General features: G+C 42.0%; 11 protein-coding genes, 2 pseudogenes and 1 riboswitch. Of the genes and pseudogenes, 8 read left to right on the top strand and 5 right to left on the bottom strand.

What is annotated here, in order from left to right; genetic code table 11:
- Positions 1–286: 286 nt before the first annotated feature.
- Positions 287–3,024: pseudogene (gene polA / locus ACRWSG_RS07030) on the top strand (DNA polymerase I).
- Between the two features lie 142 nt (positions 3,025–3,166).
- Here the strand turns inward: polA and ACRWSG_RS07025 are convergent.
- The 3 genes from ACRWSG_RS07025 to ACRWSG_RS07015 form a co-directional block, all read right to left on the bottom strand.
- Positions 3,167–4,243, bottom strand: coding sequence for a phosphotransferase enzyme family protein (locus ACRWSG_RS07025; RefSeq protein ID WP_054554121.1), 1,077 nt, complete (start codon positions 4,241–4,243; stop codon positions 3,167–3,169).
- Between the two features lie 37 nt (positions 4,244–4,280).
- Entirely contained in the window at positions 4,281–5,168 is an 888-nt protein-coding gene (locus ACRWSG_RS07020) for an NTP transferase domain-containing protein (protein WP_462165952.1), read from the bottom strand.
- A 177-nt stretch (positions 5,169–5,345) separates the two neighbouring features.
- Positions 5,346–5,636: a hypothetical protein gene (locus ACRWSG_RS07015; RefSeq protein WP_054554123.1), complete on the bottom strand. Its 291-nt coding sequence runs from the start codon at positions 5,634–5,636 to the stop codon at positions 5,346–5,348.
- Positions 5,637–5,708: 72 nt separating this feature from the next.
- On the opposite strand from ACRWSG_RS07015, the gene ACRWSG_RS07010 reads away from it, so the two are divergent.
- The gene (locus tag ACRWSG_RS07010; protein WP_054554124.1) at positions 5,709–5,921 is read left to right on the top strand and encodes a hypothetical protein; all 213 of its coding nucleotides are present in this window, start codon (positions 5,709–5,711) and stop codon (positions 5,919–5,921) included.
- On the opposite strand, the gene epmB is transcribed toward ACRWSG_RS07010, so the two are convergent.
- Complete coding sequence (gene epmB, locus ACRWSG_RS07005; protein ID WP_462165951.1) at positions 5,918–6,931, bottom strand: EF-P beta-lysylation protein EpmB; 1,014 nt, start codon at positions 6,929–6,931, stop codon at positions 5,918–5,920. The genes ACRWSG_RS07010 and epmB overlap by 4 nt on opposite strands.
- A gap of 41 nt (positions 6,932–6,972) precedes the next feature.
- Here epmB and efp point away from each other — a divergent pair, with 41 nt between their 5' ends.
- Together efp and epmA are read left to right on the top strand one after the other, a co-directional pair.
- Positions 6,973–7,539, top strand: a complete 567-nt coding sequence (gene efp / locus ACRWSG_RS07000; protein WP_054554126.1) for an elongation factor P — start codon at positions 6,973–6,975, stop codon at positions 7,537–7,539.
- A gap of 225 nt (positions 7,540–7,764) precedes the next feature.
- Positions 7,765–8,739 carry an elongation factor P--(R)-beta-lysine ligase gene (epmA, locus tag ACRWSG_RS06995; RefSeq protein WP_462165950.1) on the top strand — a complete coding sequence of 325 codons (975 nt, stop codon included), beginning with the start codon at positions 7,765–7,767 and terminating at the stop codon, positions 8,737–8,739.
- A 68-nt stretch (positions 8,740–8,807) separates the two neighbouring features.
- Here the strand turns inward: epmA and ACRWSG_RS06990 are convergent.
- A pseudogene (locus ACRWSG_RS06990) lies at positions 8,808–10,906 on the bottom strand (TonB-dependent receptor).
- 123 nt (positions 10,907–11,029) lie between these two features.
- On the opposite strand from ACRWSG_RS06990, the gene ACRWSG_RS06985 reads away from it, so the two are divergent.
- The 4 genes from ACRWSG_RS06985 to ACRWSG_RS06970 all read left to right on the top strand — a co-directional run bounded on the left by ACRWSG_RS06985 (position 11,030) and on the right by ACRWSG_RS06970 (position 15,287).
- A complete protein-coding gene (locus tag ACRWSG_RS06985) occupies positions 11,030–11,419 on the top strand; it encodes an acyl-CoA thioesterase (protein WP_054554129.1) in 390 nt (129 codons plus the stop codon).
- Positions 11,420–11,543: 124 nt separating this feature from the next.
- Positions 11,544–11,945: an META domain-containing protein gene (locus ACRWSG_RS06980; protein ID WP_054554130.1), complete on the top strand. Its 402-nt coding sequence runs from the start codon at positions 11,544–11,546 to the stop codon at positions 11,943–11,945.
- Between the two features lie 64 nt (positions 11,946–12,009).
- Positions 12,010–12,111, top strand: a riboswitch (TPP riboswitch).
- 145 nt (positions 12,112–12,256) lie between these two features.
- Positions 12,257–14,209, top strand: coding sequence for a phosphomethylpyrimidine synthase ThiC (thiC, locus tag ACRWSG_RS06975; protein WP_462165949.1), 1,953 nt, complete (start codon positions 12,257–12,259; stop codon positions 14,207–14,209).
- A 73-nt stretch (positions 14,210–14,282) separates the two neighbouring features.
- The gene (locus ACRWSG_RS06970) at positions 14,283–15,287 is read left to right on the top strand and encodes an FAD-dependent oxidoreductase (protein ID WP_462165948.1); all 1,005 of its coding nucleotides are present in this window, start codon (positions 14,283–14,285) and stop codon (positions 15,285–15,287) included.
- The last annotated feature ends 5 nt before the right edge of the window (positions 15,288–15,292 follow it).

The following is a 15,292-nucleotide window of genomic DNA, read 5'->3' as shown; positions in this document are numbered from 1 at the left end:
CGAATAAGCAAAAGGTTATCGCTACTAAAACCGTTTTCCACATCGGACAAAAATAATAAAAAAAGAACGCCGTAATATCTTTTTTAAATAAAAACATAAGCTTATCTAATTTTCCTAAATGTTTTTTCATTTTGGGAGAATTAACTGTGTCTGTTATCTACAAAGTTATCCACAGCTTGCTCTGTCATAAAGCTTTATTGGTTAATAATTCACAGTCGTTTTCTTCATGACCTTATGGCATGCTTACAAACAATTTAATGTTATTCAATTAGGATCCAATTTCACCATGGCTCAGATCCCTGAAAATCCACTTATTCTTGTAGATGGTTCTTCTTATTTATTCCGTGCATACCATTCGCCACCGCACCTTACTAACTCAAAAGGTGAAGCGACAGGCGCAATCTATGGCGTAGTTAATATGCTTAAGAGTTTGATCAAGCAATATGATCCATCGCACATGGTGGTGGTATTTGATGCCAAGGGTAAAACCTTCAGAAATGATATGTACAGCGAATATAAAGCGAATCGTCCGCCAATGCCGGATGACTTACGCACACAGATCGCACCACTGCATAACATTATTAAAGCAATGGGTTTTCCGCTGATTAGTATTGAAGGTGTTGAAGCTGACGATGTTATCGGTACGTTTGCGCGAATAGCCTCAGAGCAGCAGCGTCATGTGCTGATCTCGACTGGCGATAAAGATATGGCGCAGCTTGTTAATGAGCATGTTACGCTGATCAATACCATGACAGATAGCATTTCAGATCCAGAAACCGTGGTTGAGAAGTTTGGCGTTGGTCCTGAATTGATCATTGATTACCTTGCCCTAATGGGTGACAAAGTCGATAACATCCCAGGTGTTGATGGCTGTGGTCCAAAAACAGCGGTGAAGTGGCTGCAAAAATATGGATCATTACAAGGTGTCATTGATCATGCAGGTGAAATAAAAGGCAAGATTGGTGAAAAGCTTGCTACAGCACTTGATCATTTGCCACTTAGCTATGAGTTAGCAACAATTAAGTGTGATGTTGAGGTTGAGTCAGATCTTGAAAGCTTTAAGCTGCAAGAGCCTAATCGTGACGAATTGATTGCACTTTATGGTGAGTGTGAGTTCCGCCGTTGGTTAGCTGAGCTACTTGATAACCCTAAAGACGCTGACACGCATTTAGATGTGCCAACTGAAGCTAACGAACTACCAAAAGTTGCTGATGCACACTACGAAACAATCTTAACTGAAGAGCAACTTGATACCTTAGTGGCGCAGTTAAATGACGCCGAATTGTTTGCTTTTGATACTGAAACAACCAGCCTTGATTATATGCAAGCGCAATTGGTTGGTATGAGCTTTGCGGTTAAAGCCGGTGAAGCGGCTTACCTTCCGGTTGGTCACGATTACCCAGATGCGCCTGAGCAATTAAGCTTAGAAACCGTAATGGCAAAAATTGGCCCAATCTTAGCTGACGAAAACAAAGCGAAAGTGGGGCAAAACCTTAAGTACGATAAAAGCGTGTTAGCTAACGCAGGCTTTGAATTAAAAGGCATTAAATACGACACCATGCTGGAGTCGTATGTATTTAATAGTGTAGGCAGCCGCCATGATATGGACTCGTTGGCACTGAAATACCTTGGTCACAAAAATATCAGCTTTGAAGATATTGCCGGTAAAGGTAAAAAGCAGTTAACGTTTAACCAAATTGAGCTAGAAAAAGCTGCGCCTTATGCTGCTGAAGATGCTGATATAACGCTACGTCTTCATCAAGTATTATGGCCAAAAATTGATGCTGATAGCCAATTAAAATCGGTATTCGAAGAGATTGAGTTACCACTTGTCACAGTACTTTCTGATATTGAGCGTACTGGTGTTGCAATTGATAGCAACATGCTAGCAGCTCATAGTCAACGTTTAGGTGAACGCCTGTTAGAGCTTGAGCAAGAAGCTTATGATATTGCAGGTGAAAAATTTAACTTAGGCTCACCTAAGCAACTGCAAGCTATTTTGTTTGAAAAACTTGAGCTGCCTGTTATCAAGAAAACACCTAAGGGTGCACCTTCGACAGCAGAAGAGGTGTTACAAGAACTTGCTCATGATTATCCGTTACCAAAAGTGATTATTGAGCACCGTGGTTTATCTAAACTTAAATCAACCTACACAGATAAACTTCCGCTAATGGTTGATGAGCGTACTAAGCGAGTGCATACCTCTTACCATCAAGCTGTAACAGCAACAGGTCGTTTAAGTTCAACGGATCCTAACTTACAGAATATTCCAATTCGTTCAGAAGAAAGTGCCGTCGAATTCGTGAAGCCTTTATTGCTGCACCTGGCCATAAAATTGTGGCTGCCGATTACAGCCAAATTGAATTACGTATCATGGCGCATTTATCTCAAGATAAAGGCCTATTAACTGCCTTTGCGAATGGTTTAGATGTTCACAGTGCAACAGCGGCAGAAGTCTTCGGGGTTAGCCTTGAAGAGGTTACCAGCGATATGCGCCGTAAAGCTAAAGCGGTTAACTTCGGTTTAATTTATGGCATGTCGGCGTTTGGTTTATCACGTCAATTAGATGTACCACGTCATGAAGCACAGCATTATATTGATAAATACTTCGAGCGTTTCCCTGGCGTACTTGAGTACATGGAAACAACCCGTGAAAAAGCAGCTGATAAAGGGTATGTAGAAACGATTTTTGGCCGCCGCTTACATTTACCTGAAATCAATGCCCGTAACGGTGCTCGTCGTAAAGCCGCTGAGCGTGCTGCTATCAACGCACCAATGCAAGGGACTGCTGCAGATATCATCAAAAAAGCGATGCTAAAAGTTCATCAATGGGTGAACGCACAAGCTGCAGGTTCAGTTAAGCTGCTCATGCAAGTGCACGATGAATTAGTGTTCGAAATTAAAGAAGAATCTGTGGACGACTATAAAGCTGAAATTTGTAAGTTAATGTCAGAAGCCGCTACTCTTGATGTGCCTCTGATTGTTGAAGCCGACAGCGGTGACAACTGGCAACAAGCTCACTAATATCTAAACTAAGAGCCACCGATATAACAATTCGAGTGGCTCGGTCTGATTAGTTAAGGAGTGGTCGGTAGCTCCTATCATCCCCATAGCTTGACGTGAAATTGCTCCAAAAGTTTAACCCCAAACTTTAATTGTAAGCTCGTTACTTATTTATTTCTAAAATAGCTTTTAGGGTATTCTCTTTTTCAAGAATATCGCGATACAGTGCGAACTGGTTTCGGGCTCGTTCGAGATTATGGTGAGCATGTTTAGTCGCAAAGTAATTGTCACCATCAATAAAATCAGTAAGAAAGCGCAAGCCAATCATAAATGTCATTACTTTTGTGCCAAGCCAAAAGCTCTCTTTTTCTGCATCAGTGATTACATTTTTTAATGGTTCTACATAGCCCTTAACAATAGCTGCAAAAATTTCTTCGCGAACTGTTACATTTTTCAGGTTAGTTGAGTCCTCTTGCTCAGGTGAACAGAAAGTGCGCACCATGTCACCAAAATCAAATAACCAATAGCCAGGCATACAGGTATCTAAATCGATAACTGCTTTTGCATCATCAGAATCTTTACAAAAAAGCATGTTATTGATTTTTGTATCATTATGACAGGGTCTTAATGGGATCTTACCTTCCAGTTTCTGTAGTTCATCAATTAGCGATTGCTGATTTAAACAGAACTCGATATCTGGTTGGCAAAGCTCGATACGATTTACAGGGTCATTTTCGATTGCTTTTCTGAAAGCATCAAAACGCATTGCTAAATTATGAAAATCTGGGATAACATGATGTAGTTGCTCAGCCTGAAAGTCTTGTAAAGCAAGCGCAAATTGACCAAATGCATTGGCCGCAGTTTGTGCTTGAGAGATGTTTGCTACAACATCCTCACTGTAACTGCCGCCAATAAATTCGAGTGCACGCCACACGCCTTGGTCACATTCCACCAAAAAATCATTTTTTATTGTCGGTACATGACGAATAATCTCGAGACTATATTCACCTTTCACATGTTTGTCGTTTAGGTGCTTTTCGATAAGCCTTGCATTCTCTACAAGCTGCTCAGGGTTAGGAAATACATCAGTATTTAGTTTTTGCACAACGACAGCATTATCTTGTGACTTAAGAAGCATCGTTGTGTTTATATGGCCGTTGCCAATAGGTTTCAGTGTCACGTGATCTGAACTTAAGCCAAAATGCTCAGAAAGATAAGTTGCAACAGGATTCGACTTCATTAATTTTCCATTACTTTTTGTAAGAAGAGGTGTAGATTTATTCATTAAGCCCGAGGCGTAACTGACGTAATGTACTTGCTATTGCATCCAATTCAGCTTTGTAGGTTACGCCGTACCATGGCTCTTGTGCGGTATAAACGGCGACAGTTTGATTGTAATCTTTAATCGCAAGTTGTATCTGATTTGGTAAATAATACTCTTTCGTGACACCGTTGTCAGTATTTTCTAAAAACTGTACAAAGCCCTTTTCTAGAACCATGAATAAATCATCTGTAATCCCCCAAAAACTCATTGAACCAAGAGCTTCCTTAGCAATACTCTGACGCTCACCTAGAGAGTTATTACCTAACAAAATATCTTGCTCTAGCTTGATATCAAGATATTCAACAACATCGATTAAATGTTGTTGCTCATCGATGCTACACACTCCGCGATTGACCCCTCCTTGAATCGATAAAGTATCAACTACAGGGTAACCAACCATAGCCCAATCATTACTACGCTTAAAATGTTCGGCGATAATTTTAAACGAAGAGGCCCCATAATAATCATCGGCTGTAATTACAATTGCAGGGTTCTTTACATAGGGTTTTGCACATAAAAGAGCGTGGCCTGTTCCCCAAGGCTTTTGCCGCTCTTTAGCTAAAGAAAGATACTTTTCTGGAATTGCAGTGATTTCTTGATTAACTAAGATAACTTCAAGTGATTTAGGCAAACGGGGTAAAATTCTTGCTTCAAATTCGGCTCGAATATTAGCATTTATGATGATAACAGCTTGAGTTACACCTACTTGAACAGCATCTCGAATACTTAGTTCCATAATAGTACTGTTAAGACCTGGAATATCAGCAATTTGTTTGTTTCCACCAAAGCGACTACCGAGTCCGCCAGCTAATACGATTAAGGTTAGAGAATGATGAGTCATTGCGCGAGTAATAAGATGAACAAAGGAAAAGTGTACCAGAACCTTTGATATTCGAGCAACGGCTGTTAATAAGGATTGTAAGTATTAAAAAGCACTATGTTAAGAGAGATTTAAGAGGGCACAAAGTAGAGCTCAGTGCTCCTCAAAAATCATCAGCACGTTGTAGTGATTAAGTGTTTATTTGAAGGTTGCTAGCAACTGTAATAACTGTTGCAGTTTAATAACGGTTTTTTTCAGCTTTTCTTCGTCCATACCGTCGTTGCTTAAGCTTTCTACATCAGCTGCAACATCGAGAACGTAAGGTTTAAAGCGTTTCGCTTCAAAATCAAAGCCAGCATCTTTTGCAAATAAGGCTTTGAATTTGCCATGGCCTTGCTGCTGTAAATCATCTAATTTTTTATCAGCATCAAGTGCCTGACGATAAACGATTTTTAGGTTAGCATTGAGTTGTTCAATAATTGAATCCATTTTTTTCCTAAAGCTTTAGACTGCAATGCCGATATAGTACGTGGATTGTCATAAAAAGTCAGGTAATGAACTATGAATATATCAGGATCAAGCTTACCAGCTATGAGTGGCGGTGGCGAAAGCGCAGAAGTTTACAGCGCATCACTTGCTAAAAAACAGCAAAAGGCTGATGGTGCTGCGGCACTTGCACTTATCGAAGGCGCAGCAATGAATACCAGTGCTGCACAAACACCTGCTAAGTCGGTAACTGCGACACTAGGTAACAACGTAAACGTATACGTTTAACTTAGATTGAGATCGATAGGCGTTTTACTTTTTTCGCCGCCGATCTCACGCACCAGCTTAGGAACCAAAAAACCCGGCAATGCTGCCAGCATAGCCGTTACGATTTCTCGTGCCTGACTCTCAGCTATATCAAAATGGCTAGCACCCTCAACTTTATCTAGTAGATGTAAGTAGTAAGGAAGTATATCTGCCTCAAACAGAGCCTCACTAAGTGCAACTTGCGACTCGACAGAATCATTCACATCTTTTAGTAACACCGCCTGATTTAGTAACGTCACCCCTGCAGCTTTTAACTTTTGCATGGCCGCTTTAAAGTCATCATCAATTTCGTTAGCGTGATTGATATGATTTATAAACACCACCTTTAAGGGCGATGCAGCAAAGCGTGCACATAGCTCATCGGTAATTCTTGCTGGGATCACCACAGGTAAGCGGCTGTGAATACGCATGCGTTTAATTTGCGGAAGTTGCTCTAACTCATCCATAAACCAACTAACAGCATCGTCTTCGGTCATCAATGGATCGCCACCACTTAAAATGACTTCGTTGATGTTGCTGTCGGCTTTAATGTAAGCCAGTGCATCAATTAAACTGCGTTTGTTTAATTGGTTTTCTTGATAAGGAAAATGGCGTCTAAAGCAATAACGGCAATTTACGGCACAACCGGTTTTAAACATTACTAAAACGCGAGAGCGATACTTGTGTAACAAGCCAGGTTGGTTGTTATCTTGCTCTTTTAGAGGGTCTTTGTCGTAACCTGTTTTTGCTAAAAACTCTTGGTGCCTGGGCATCACTTGCAGCAAAAGAGGGTCGTTTATGTCGCCATAACGCATTTTTTTGATAAAAGGCAGCGGCACGCGGACAGGAAAAAGACTGCGTGCTTTGAGGTCTTTTTCGTCTACTTTGCTTGATAATCCTAGCATTTCTAGCAAGCGTTCAGGACAAGTGACAACATTTGCCAATTCTTTTTGCCAGTTTTTATGCAAATTTACTTCATTTCTTTGTATCATTGACACGTAGATTACTCGAAATTATTTAGACAGAGGAAACGATGGCGAATTATAGCACCAATGAGTTCAAGGGCGGCCTAAAAATTATGTTAGACGGCGAACCTTGCAGCATCTTAGAAAATGAAATGGTAAAACCAGGTAAAGGCCAGGCGTTTAACCGTGTTCGTATTCGTAAACTTATCACAGGTAAAGTACTAGAAAAAACATTCAAGTCAGGTGAATCAGTTGAAGGTGCAGACGTAATGGATACAGATTTAGCGTATCTATACACTGACGGTGAGTTCTGGCACTTCATGAACAACGAAACATTTGAGCAAATCGCTGCTGACGAAAAAGCGCTTGGCGACAATGCAAAATGGTTAGTTGAAAATGACGTTTGTACTATCACGCTTTGGAACGGTAGCCCAATCGCCGTGACTCCACCAAACTTCGTTGAATTAGAAATCACTGAAACAGATCCAGGTCTAAAAGGTGATACAGCGGGTACTGGCGGTAAACCAGCAACATTAAGCACAGGTGCTGTTGTTCGTGTTCCTCTATTCGTACAAATCGGCGAAGTGATCAAAGTTGATACTCGTAGCGGTGAATACGTGAGTCGTGTTAAGTAATAGGCTTTTATAATACCAATTCGCAATAATACTTAATCATTTTGAGGGATTAAACCTGTAGCTAGCTGCGTTAAAAATTTCTGATTTAGAACAACTAAATAACGAAATTTTTGCCTTGCTATCAACGAGGTTTTATTGCCTCAAAATAGACCACTTAATTAAGCGAGTTGGTATGAAATTTTTATAAAATCCCAGCTTCTGCTGGGATTTTTTTTGGGAAACACTATGTCTAATGTCCTTTGGCAACCAAGCGCCGATATTGATACTTTACGAGAGCGTGCCGTCATCATTCGCCGTATTCGCGAGTTCTTTTATGCCCGTGATATTATGGAGGTTGAAACGCCAAGCCTTAGTGCTGCCAGTGTAACCGATGTGCATTTAGTGACTTTTAGTACCGAGTTTGTTGGCCCTGGTCATGCTGGTGGCTTACCACTTTATTTGCAAACGTCACCTGAGTTTGCCATGAAGCGTTTACTTGCGGCGGGCTCTGGGGCTATTTTCCAGCTATGCAAAGCTTTTCGTAATGAAGAGGCGGGTAGTCATCATAATCCTGAATTTACAATGCTTGAGTGGTATCGTCCGGGTTTTGATGAATTTGCGCTTATGGATGAAATGGATGAGCTTATGCAATTGGTGCTTGGCGTAGAAAGCGCTGAGCGACTCACTTATCAGCAAGCCTTTATGAACGCCTTAGGTGTAGACCCTTTAACTGCTGATATCAGCACATTACAGCAACTAGCAAAGGAGCAGGGCTTCGCCGATATTGCCGCGAATGAAACGCATCGCGATACCTTGTTACAGCTATTATTTTGTATGAAGGTTGAACCAACGATTGGCCAAGAAAAGCCTTGTTTCGTTTATCATTTTCCAGCTTCGCAAGCAGCGCTTGCCCAAATTTGTCAGCACGATGAGCGAGTAGCTGGGCGCTTTGAGTTATATTTTAAAAATATGGAACTTGCAAACGGCTTTAATGAGCTGACCAATGGCAAAGAGCAAGCAGCTCGTTTTAGTGAAGATAATCAGTACCGTGAAGCAAATGGCTTAAAGCAAGTGCCAATGGATGAGCGTTTAATAGCTGCACTAGAGCATGGCTTACCACAATGTGCGGGTGTCGCACTGGGTATAGATCGACTCATTATGCTGGCAACGAATAAGCAAAAGATTAAAGACGTACTCGCCTTTGATGTTGAAAGGGCTTAACTTATTTGGCTCTAGGCTCTAGGCTCTAGGTGTTTGGGTGCTAGGTAAAAAACCTAGCACCTAATTGCTTATAGCTCGTAAATAAATGTCACACCGGCAACCATAGGTTCGCCAAGCTGTGTGTATGTATGAGTGGTGTAACCGTCTAATGGATCGTTACCAAACTCAAAACCACGGGTTGGTACGTCTTCATCAAATAAGTTACGTGCCCATGCATTAATGCTCCAATTATCACTTTCATAACCAAATGAAGCATTCACTAAGTTGCTGCTAGGTGCTTTTGAGTTATGGCTATCAGAGAAGTAGTAATCGTCTTTGCCTTCTACTCCAATTGATGCATAAAGTGCTGGCGTAAAGTTATAACGCGCAGTGAATGCATATTGGTATTTAGGAGCTTGTGCTTGATCTCGACCATCTTGATCTAGGCCTGATTGCGCAACAAAGTCATTGATTTCTGTATGTAGATAACCTGCACTACCCGTTAGTAGTAAATTGTCAGTTGCTTGGAAGCTGCCTTCAATTTCTAAACCGTAGTTTTCACCAGAGCTGGCGTTATCGATATAACCTGTGAATTTTTGGCCTTCAACTTGCCACGATTTTAGCTGCATATCTTCACGGTACATGTAGAAAGCGGCAAGACGTAACACAAACTTATCGTCCAAAGAGCTGCCTTTAACACCAAATTCACCGCTCCATAGGTATTCAGGGGCAAATGATGTGTGATTAGCAAAGAAATCAGCATCTAGGTTTAAGCCTTCGTCTTTTGCTTTTGCTAAAGCTTCAGAGTTAATACCGCCAGCTTTATAGCCACGAGTAATACTGGTATAGATCATGGTGCGATCAATCACTTGGTATTCAAGTGCAAGCTTACCGCCCACCATGACATCATCGGTTTCTTCAATAAAACCGTTGTTGTCGGTGTAGTCGCCCTGATACTGCTCAACACGCAAACCCGTAATTAAGGTTGTTTTTGGGCCGATAGGTGTTGCTAATTGACCATATGCAGCAATATTGCTGGTTTCATAATTAGATGCAAATGGTTGTGCCAGCCAAGTGTATTGACGTTCTAAGTCAACTTCGCGGCCTTGATAGTAAATGCCTGCGACCCACTCGCCAGATTTACCACTAAATTGCAGCTCAGCCGCTTGATCTTGGCGATCGCGAAAGTAAGCATCTGTTGAGCTATAGCCCCAATCATGCAAGCCAGCAGCACATAATTCAGGTTGAGTTTCATCATTACACACCCAGTCTTCGTCATAGCTGTATAACAGCTCGCTGTCGATACCAGATAGGTTTAAGCTAACATCAAAAAAGTCAAAGCCGGTGTATATGTTTGCTAGGCCAACCGCAATGCTTTCTTGGTTGTCTTGGCCTGGTTCATCAGCAACACTGTAACGGCTGTTATCTAATGTGAATGCGTCATAGCCGTTATTTATATCGATGTAATGTACATTCAGTTCAGTACGCAGATGGTCGGTTAATTGACTGTATAATTTAAAGCGAGAGACAAGCTCGTCTTGTTGCTGGGTATCTTTGCCTAAATAACGGTTTTCTACATACCCATCCGATTCACGTTGATAAATACTAGCGCGTACTGCTGTGTCGTCGGTAATACCGGTACCTGCGGCAATACCTGCTTCATAGCTGTTGTAGTTGCCCGCACCTAATTGTATTTTCACACTTGGGTCAAGAGTGGGGGTTGCAGATTCCATTTGAATCATGCCAGCTAAGGCATCAGCACCAAAGCGAGTTCCTTGTGGTCGCGATAAATTTCAACTTGGTCGATATCAAATAACAGTGAACTGCCGCCTAAACCAGAGTAGTTAATACCGTCGATCACTAAGCCAACCGAAGGATTAATAGGGTCAACAAACTGTGAGCGTAAACCGACACCACGAATTTGCACGAAACGACCACGAGATGCCCCTGAGGTAAAGTTTACATTCGCTGCACTAGCAAGCATCTCATCTAAAAACTTTGCACCGCGTTGATTGATTTCATGATCTGAAAACAAGCTTGCGCTGGCACTAAGGGTTTGAATGCTTTCTCTTTTGAAATCACCGGTAACTTCAATTTTTTCAAGCTCACCGTCTTCAGCGTAAGCAATCGAAGATGCTGCGAATAAAGGCAGGATGGCAGCAGATAATAATGATAAACGTCGTTTCATGCGGATTCTTAACTCCATTTTCGGGACTGCTATTCTAGCAACCTAGCTAGCCAAATGGCTATAAAATCAATTTTTATGATATAAACGCAGGCAATTATACGTAAATTGATTAGGAATACGACTATGACCTTTAAAGTAGACTTTAAAGTGCGTGATTATGAGTGTGATTTACAAGGAATTGTAAACAACAGTGTTTATTTTAATTATTTAGAACATGCACGCCATGAGTTTTTACATGCCCAAGGTATCGATTTTGCAAAGCTCGCAAGAGAAAAAGTAAACCTTGTCGTACTGCGTAGCGAAATGGATTACAAGGCATCACTTATGCCGGGTGATGAATTTTACGTTGCCGTTGAGCCCGAGCGTATCAGCCGATTAAAGTTTGCTTTTAGGCAAACAGTGTATCGCAAACATGATGATAAAGTGATGCTACAAGCGTTAGTGATTGGCACGTCAGTAAATGAAAAAGGTCGTCCTTTTTTACCAGAAGAAGTCGATAACTTATTCAAATAGTCTGCGTTGTTCTTTGATAAGCTAACTTAGAACAATTTTTTACAGATAAAACATGTTTTTTTAACGATCAATTGCGTTAAATGTTGTTATTATTACTACATTGAAATTTGAATAGTTAAAAAATATGAAGTTAGTAGCCTTGCCTCTTCTTTTTGTATTATTTTGCATGGGCTGCTCATCGACAGGGACAGTCACTAGTGAGCAATTAAAATATACACAGTGGCAATTATCAAAAGTGAATGGTTTAGCTATTCCTGTATCTCAAAAAGCCTCTATACGCTTTATAGAAGCGATGCAGGTTAACGGCTTTGCTGGCTGTAATAAATTTTTTGGTGAAGGTGCGCTCAGCGAAGATACGCTAACGGTAAATAAGTTAGGTATGACTCGTAAATCATGTGGCGAGCAAGTTAATGAGCTTGAGCAGCAATTATTGTCAGCGCTAAAAGAAGGTGCGGCAATTACGCTAACAGGTGAGAAACTAACTCTGCAAGGCGAGCATCACTTTACCTTCATTGCAAAAAACTAAAGTGGCTTAGCTTGCAGCAATTTTTTAACTGACGTACACTCAGAGCGTTTTAAAAGAAACGAATTTATACTTGTCGGAGTGCCTTTAACAAGGCTGAGATCGCGAAAGCGGGATCCGTGAACCTGATCAGGCTAACACCTGCGTAGGGAACAAGCTGCCTTACTGGGCGCTTGTGCGCCAAATTTATGGGGCATAAGTGGCACAGGCTGCACTAGTAAGCATTTAGCTTATTAACGATCCAATGGCGTTTGCCACTCTCTATTGCATTTGCAATATCTGACAAGACAACCCTTAAAGCAATGAGGTAAGTCATGTCAAACACAACAACTAAACCATCTCGCCGCGAAGTCCGCGCGGCTGCATCAGATTATATTTATAACTTAACGGGTCAACCCTTTCCTAATTCTCATAAAGTTTATGTAGAAGGTACACAAGACAATGTACGAGTAGGGATGCGTGAAATCACCCTCAGCGATACCTTTATCGGTGGCACTGAAGAGAACCCTGTATTTGAATCTAACGCACCAATTCGTGTTTACGATACCTCGGGCCCATACACTGACCCAGATTTTAAACTTGATGTGCGCAAGGGTCTTGAGAAATACCGTGAAAAGTGGATTGAAAGCCGCGGCGACACTGAAATTTTAGACTCAGTGACTTCGCAGTTTTCTCAACAGCGAATGGCAGATGAAGGGTTAGACCATATCCGCTTTGAACATCTACCAAAAATCCGCCGTGCAAAAGCGGGCAAAAACGTAACGCAAATGCATTATGCGCGACAAGGTATTGTGACGCCTGAAATGGAATATGTGGCAATTCGTGAAAACATGGGACGCGCTAAAATTCGTGAAGAGTTACTTGCAGCCCAGCACAAAGGCGAATCGTTTGGCGCTAGTATTCCTGATTTTATTACCCCTGAATTTGTGCGTGATGAAATTGCCCGTGGTCGCGCTGTGCTTCCTAACAACATCAACCACCCGGAAACTGAGCCGATGATCATTAGCCGAAACTTCTTAGTTAAGGTGAACGCGAATATTGGTAATTCGTCGGTGACTTCATCAATCGAAGAAGAAGTAGAAAAAATGGTGTGGTCGACTCGTTGGGGCGCCGACACGGTAATGGACTTATCAACGGGTCGCTACATTCACGAAACCCGTGAGTGGGTGGTACGTAACTCGCCAGTGCCAATTGGTACCGTACCAATTTACCAAGCGCTTGAAAAAGTAAACGGCGTGGCTGAAGACCTAACGTGGGAGATTTTCCGCGATACCTTGATTGAACAAGCAGAACAAGGGGTTGATTACTTTACTATTCATGCTGGGGTATTGTTGCGTTACGTGCCGATGACAGCAAAGCGTGTTACCGGTATTGTTTCGCGTGGTGGCTCAATTATGGCGAAATGGTGTTTAGCGCACCATAAAGAAAACTTCTTATACACGCACTTTGAAGAAATTTGTGAAATTTTAAAACAGTACGATGTGTGTTTTTCATTAGGTGATGGCTTGCGCCCGGGCTCTATTGCTGATGCTAATGACGAAGCCCAGTTCAGCGAATTACGTACTTTAGGTGAGCTGACAAAACTTGCTTGGAAACATGATGTGCAAGTGTTCATCGAAGGCCCAGGCCATGTGCCAATGCATATGATCAAAGAGAACATGGAAGAGCAGCTAAAACACTGTGAAGAAGCACCGTTTTATACTCTTGGTCCATTAACCACGGATATTGCACCGGGGTACGATCATTTCACATCAGGTATTGGCGCTGCGCAAATTGCTTGGTACGGCTGCGCTATGCTTTGTTATGTAACCCCTAAAGAGCATTTAGGCTTACCAAACAAAGAAGACGTTAAAGAAGGTTTAATCACTTACAAAATTGCTGCTCATGCTGCCGATTTGGCAAAAGGCCACCCGGGTGCGCAAGAGCGTGACAACGCATTATCAAAAGCACGCTTTGAGTTCCGTTGGCACGACCAATTTAACCTAGGTTTAGACCCAGAACGCGCCCGCGAATATCACGATGAAACACTGCCACAAGAATCAGGCAAGATTGCACACTTCTGCTCTATGTGTGGCCCTAAGTTCTGCTCGATGAAGATCACTCAAGAAGTACGTGATTACGCCAAAGATCTTGAAGCTAGAGGCATTGATCCAAATAACGTAGGCGATACTATCGAAATCAAAATGGTCGATGTTGAAGCTGAAATGAAAGCGAAATCAGACGAGTTCAAAAAAACGGGCTCTGAGATTTACCACAAAGCAGTTTAATTGATGGAGCTAGGCATCAGCGATGGGCTCTGGGTTTTTACTTGGAACATAGAGCCTAGCGCCTAGAAAGTTTATGTCTTTAAAGATAGCGATACTGGGCTTTGGTTTAACTGGCCGTTTAACTGCATTGGCACTTGCTAAAGAGCATCAGTTAAGTGTGTTTGAGCAAGATGATGAACATGCTAGCAACAGTGCAGGCAGCGTTGCTGCAGCGATGTTAGCCCCCCTTGCAGAATCAGTCTTGTGTGAACAGGATTTAGCCCTACAAGGGCTTAATAGCATCACTCGTTGGCAGCAAATTTTAAGTGAGCTCGATGACGCTGTGTATTTTCAACAAACAGGCAGCTTAGTGGTTGCTCATCAGCAAGATAAGGGCGATTTACAAAGTTTTGTGAGCCGCTTAAAACCGCTTGAAAGCTATCAGGCACAGGCATTGGTTGGTACTCAAATTGCTGATCTTGAGCCAGAACTAGCTGGGCGTTTCCATCAAGGTGTGTATTTACCTTGTGAAGGGCAACTCGATAATCAGGCATTTTATAGCGCTAGTTTTAAAAAGCTTACCTCGCAAGGAGTGCAATTTAACTTTAGCTGTAAAGTTGAATTGAACGCCCATAAAATGAATGGCCAAAGCTTTGATTATGTATTTGATTGTCGCGGCTTAGGTGCAAAACAGGCTGAACCTTTATTGCGTGGAGTAAGAGGGGAGGTGGCGCGTTTATATGCACCAGAGGTGAACTTAACCAGACCAATACGGCTGATGCATCCGCGTTACCCAATTTATATTGCCCCTAAGCCAAACCATCAATTTGTGATTGGTGCGACTGAAATCGAATCGCAAGACCGCGGTAAAGTCACCGTGCGCTCGGCGCTGGAGTTATTGTCTGCTGCTTATACGGTGCATAGCGGATTTGCTGAAGGGCGTATCGAAAGTTTGCAATCGGGGCTTCGTCCTGCGTTTGCAGACAACCGCCCGAAAGTCACTAAGCAAGGTCGAGTGATCAGTATTAATGGCTTGTACCGCCATGGCTATTTACTTGCGCCTAAAGTGGTTGATGATGCAGTGAGCTTAATTGCTTAAGGATA

The sequence above is a fragment of the Pseudoalteromonas sp. GB43 genome (assembly GCF_054923805.1).
This window is presented reverse-complemented; position numbering and strand designations above follow the sequence as displayed.

Excerpts from the sequence above, each read along its gene's own strand:
- ACRWSG_RS07010 (WP_054554124.1), top strand. The coding sequence starts at position 5,709 with ATGAATATATCAGGATCAAGCTTACCAGCTATGAGTGGCGGTGGCGAA.
- epmB (WP_462165951.1), bottom strand. The coding sequence starts at position 6,931 with ATGATACAAAGAAATGAAGTAAATTTGCATAAAAACTGGCAAAAAGAA.
- thiC (WP_462165949.1), top strand. The coding sequence starts at position 12,257 with ATGTCAAACACAACAACTAAACCATCTCGCCGCGAAGTCCGCGCGGCT.
- ACRWSG_RS07025 (WP_054554121.1), bottom strand. The coding sequence starts at position 4,243 with ATGAAGTCGAATCCTGTTGCAACTTATCTTTCTGAGCATTTTGGCTTA.
- ACRWSG_RS06985 (WP_054554129.1), top strand. The coding sequence starts at position 11,030 with ATGACCTTTAAAGTAGACTTTAAAGTGCGTGATTATGAGTGTGATTTA.
- efp (WP_054554126.1), top strand. The coding sequence starts at position 6,973 with ATGGCGAATTATAGCACCAATGAGTTCAAGGGCGGCCTAAAAATTATG.
- ACRWSG_RS07015 (WP_054554123.1), bottom strand. The coding sequence starts at position 5,636 with ATGGATTCAATTATTGAACAACTCAATGCTAACCTAAAAATCGTTTAT.
- epmA (WP_462165950.1), top strand. The coding sequence starts at position 7,765 with ATGTCTAATGTCCTTTGGCAACCAAGCGCCGATATTGATACTTTACGA.
- ACRWSG_RS07020 (WP_462165952.1), bottom strand. The coding sequence starts at position 5,168 with ATGACTCATCATTCTCTAACCTTAATCGTATTAGCTGGCGGACTCGGT.
- ACRWSG_RS06970 (WP_462165948.1), top strand. The coding sequence starts at position 14,283 with ATGTCTTTAAAGATAGCGATACTGGGCTTTGGTTTAACTGGCCGTTTA.
- ACRWSG_RS06980 (WP_054554130.1), top strand. The coding sequence starts at position 11,544 with ATGAAGTTAGTAGCCTTGCCTCTTCTTTTTGTATTATTTTGCATGGGC.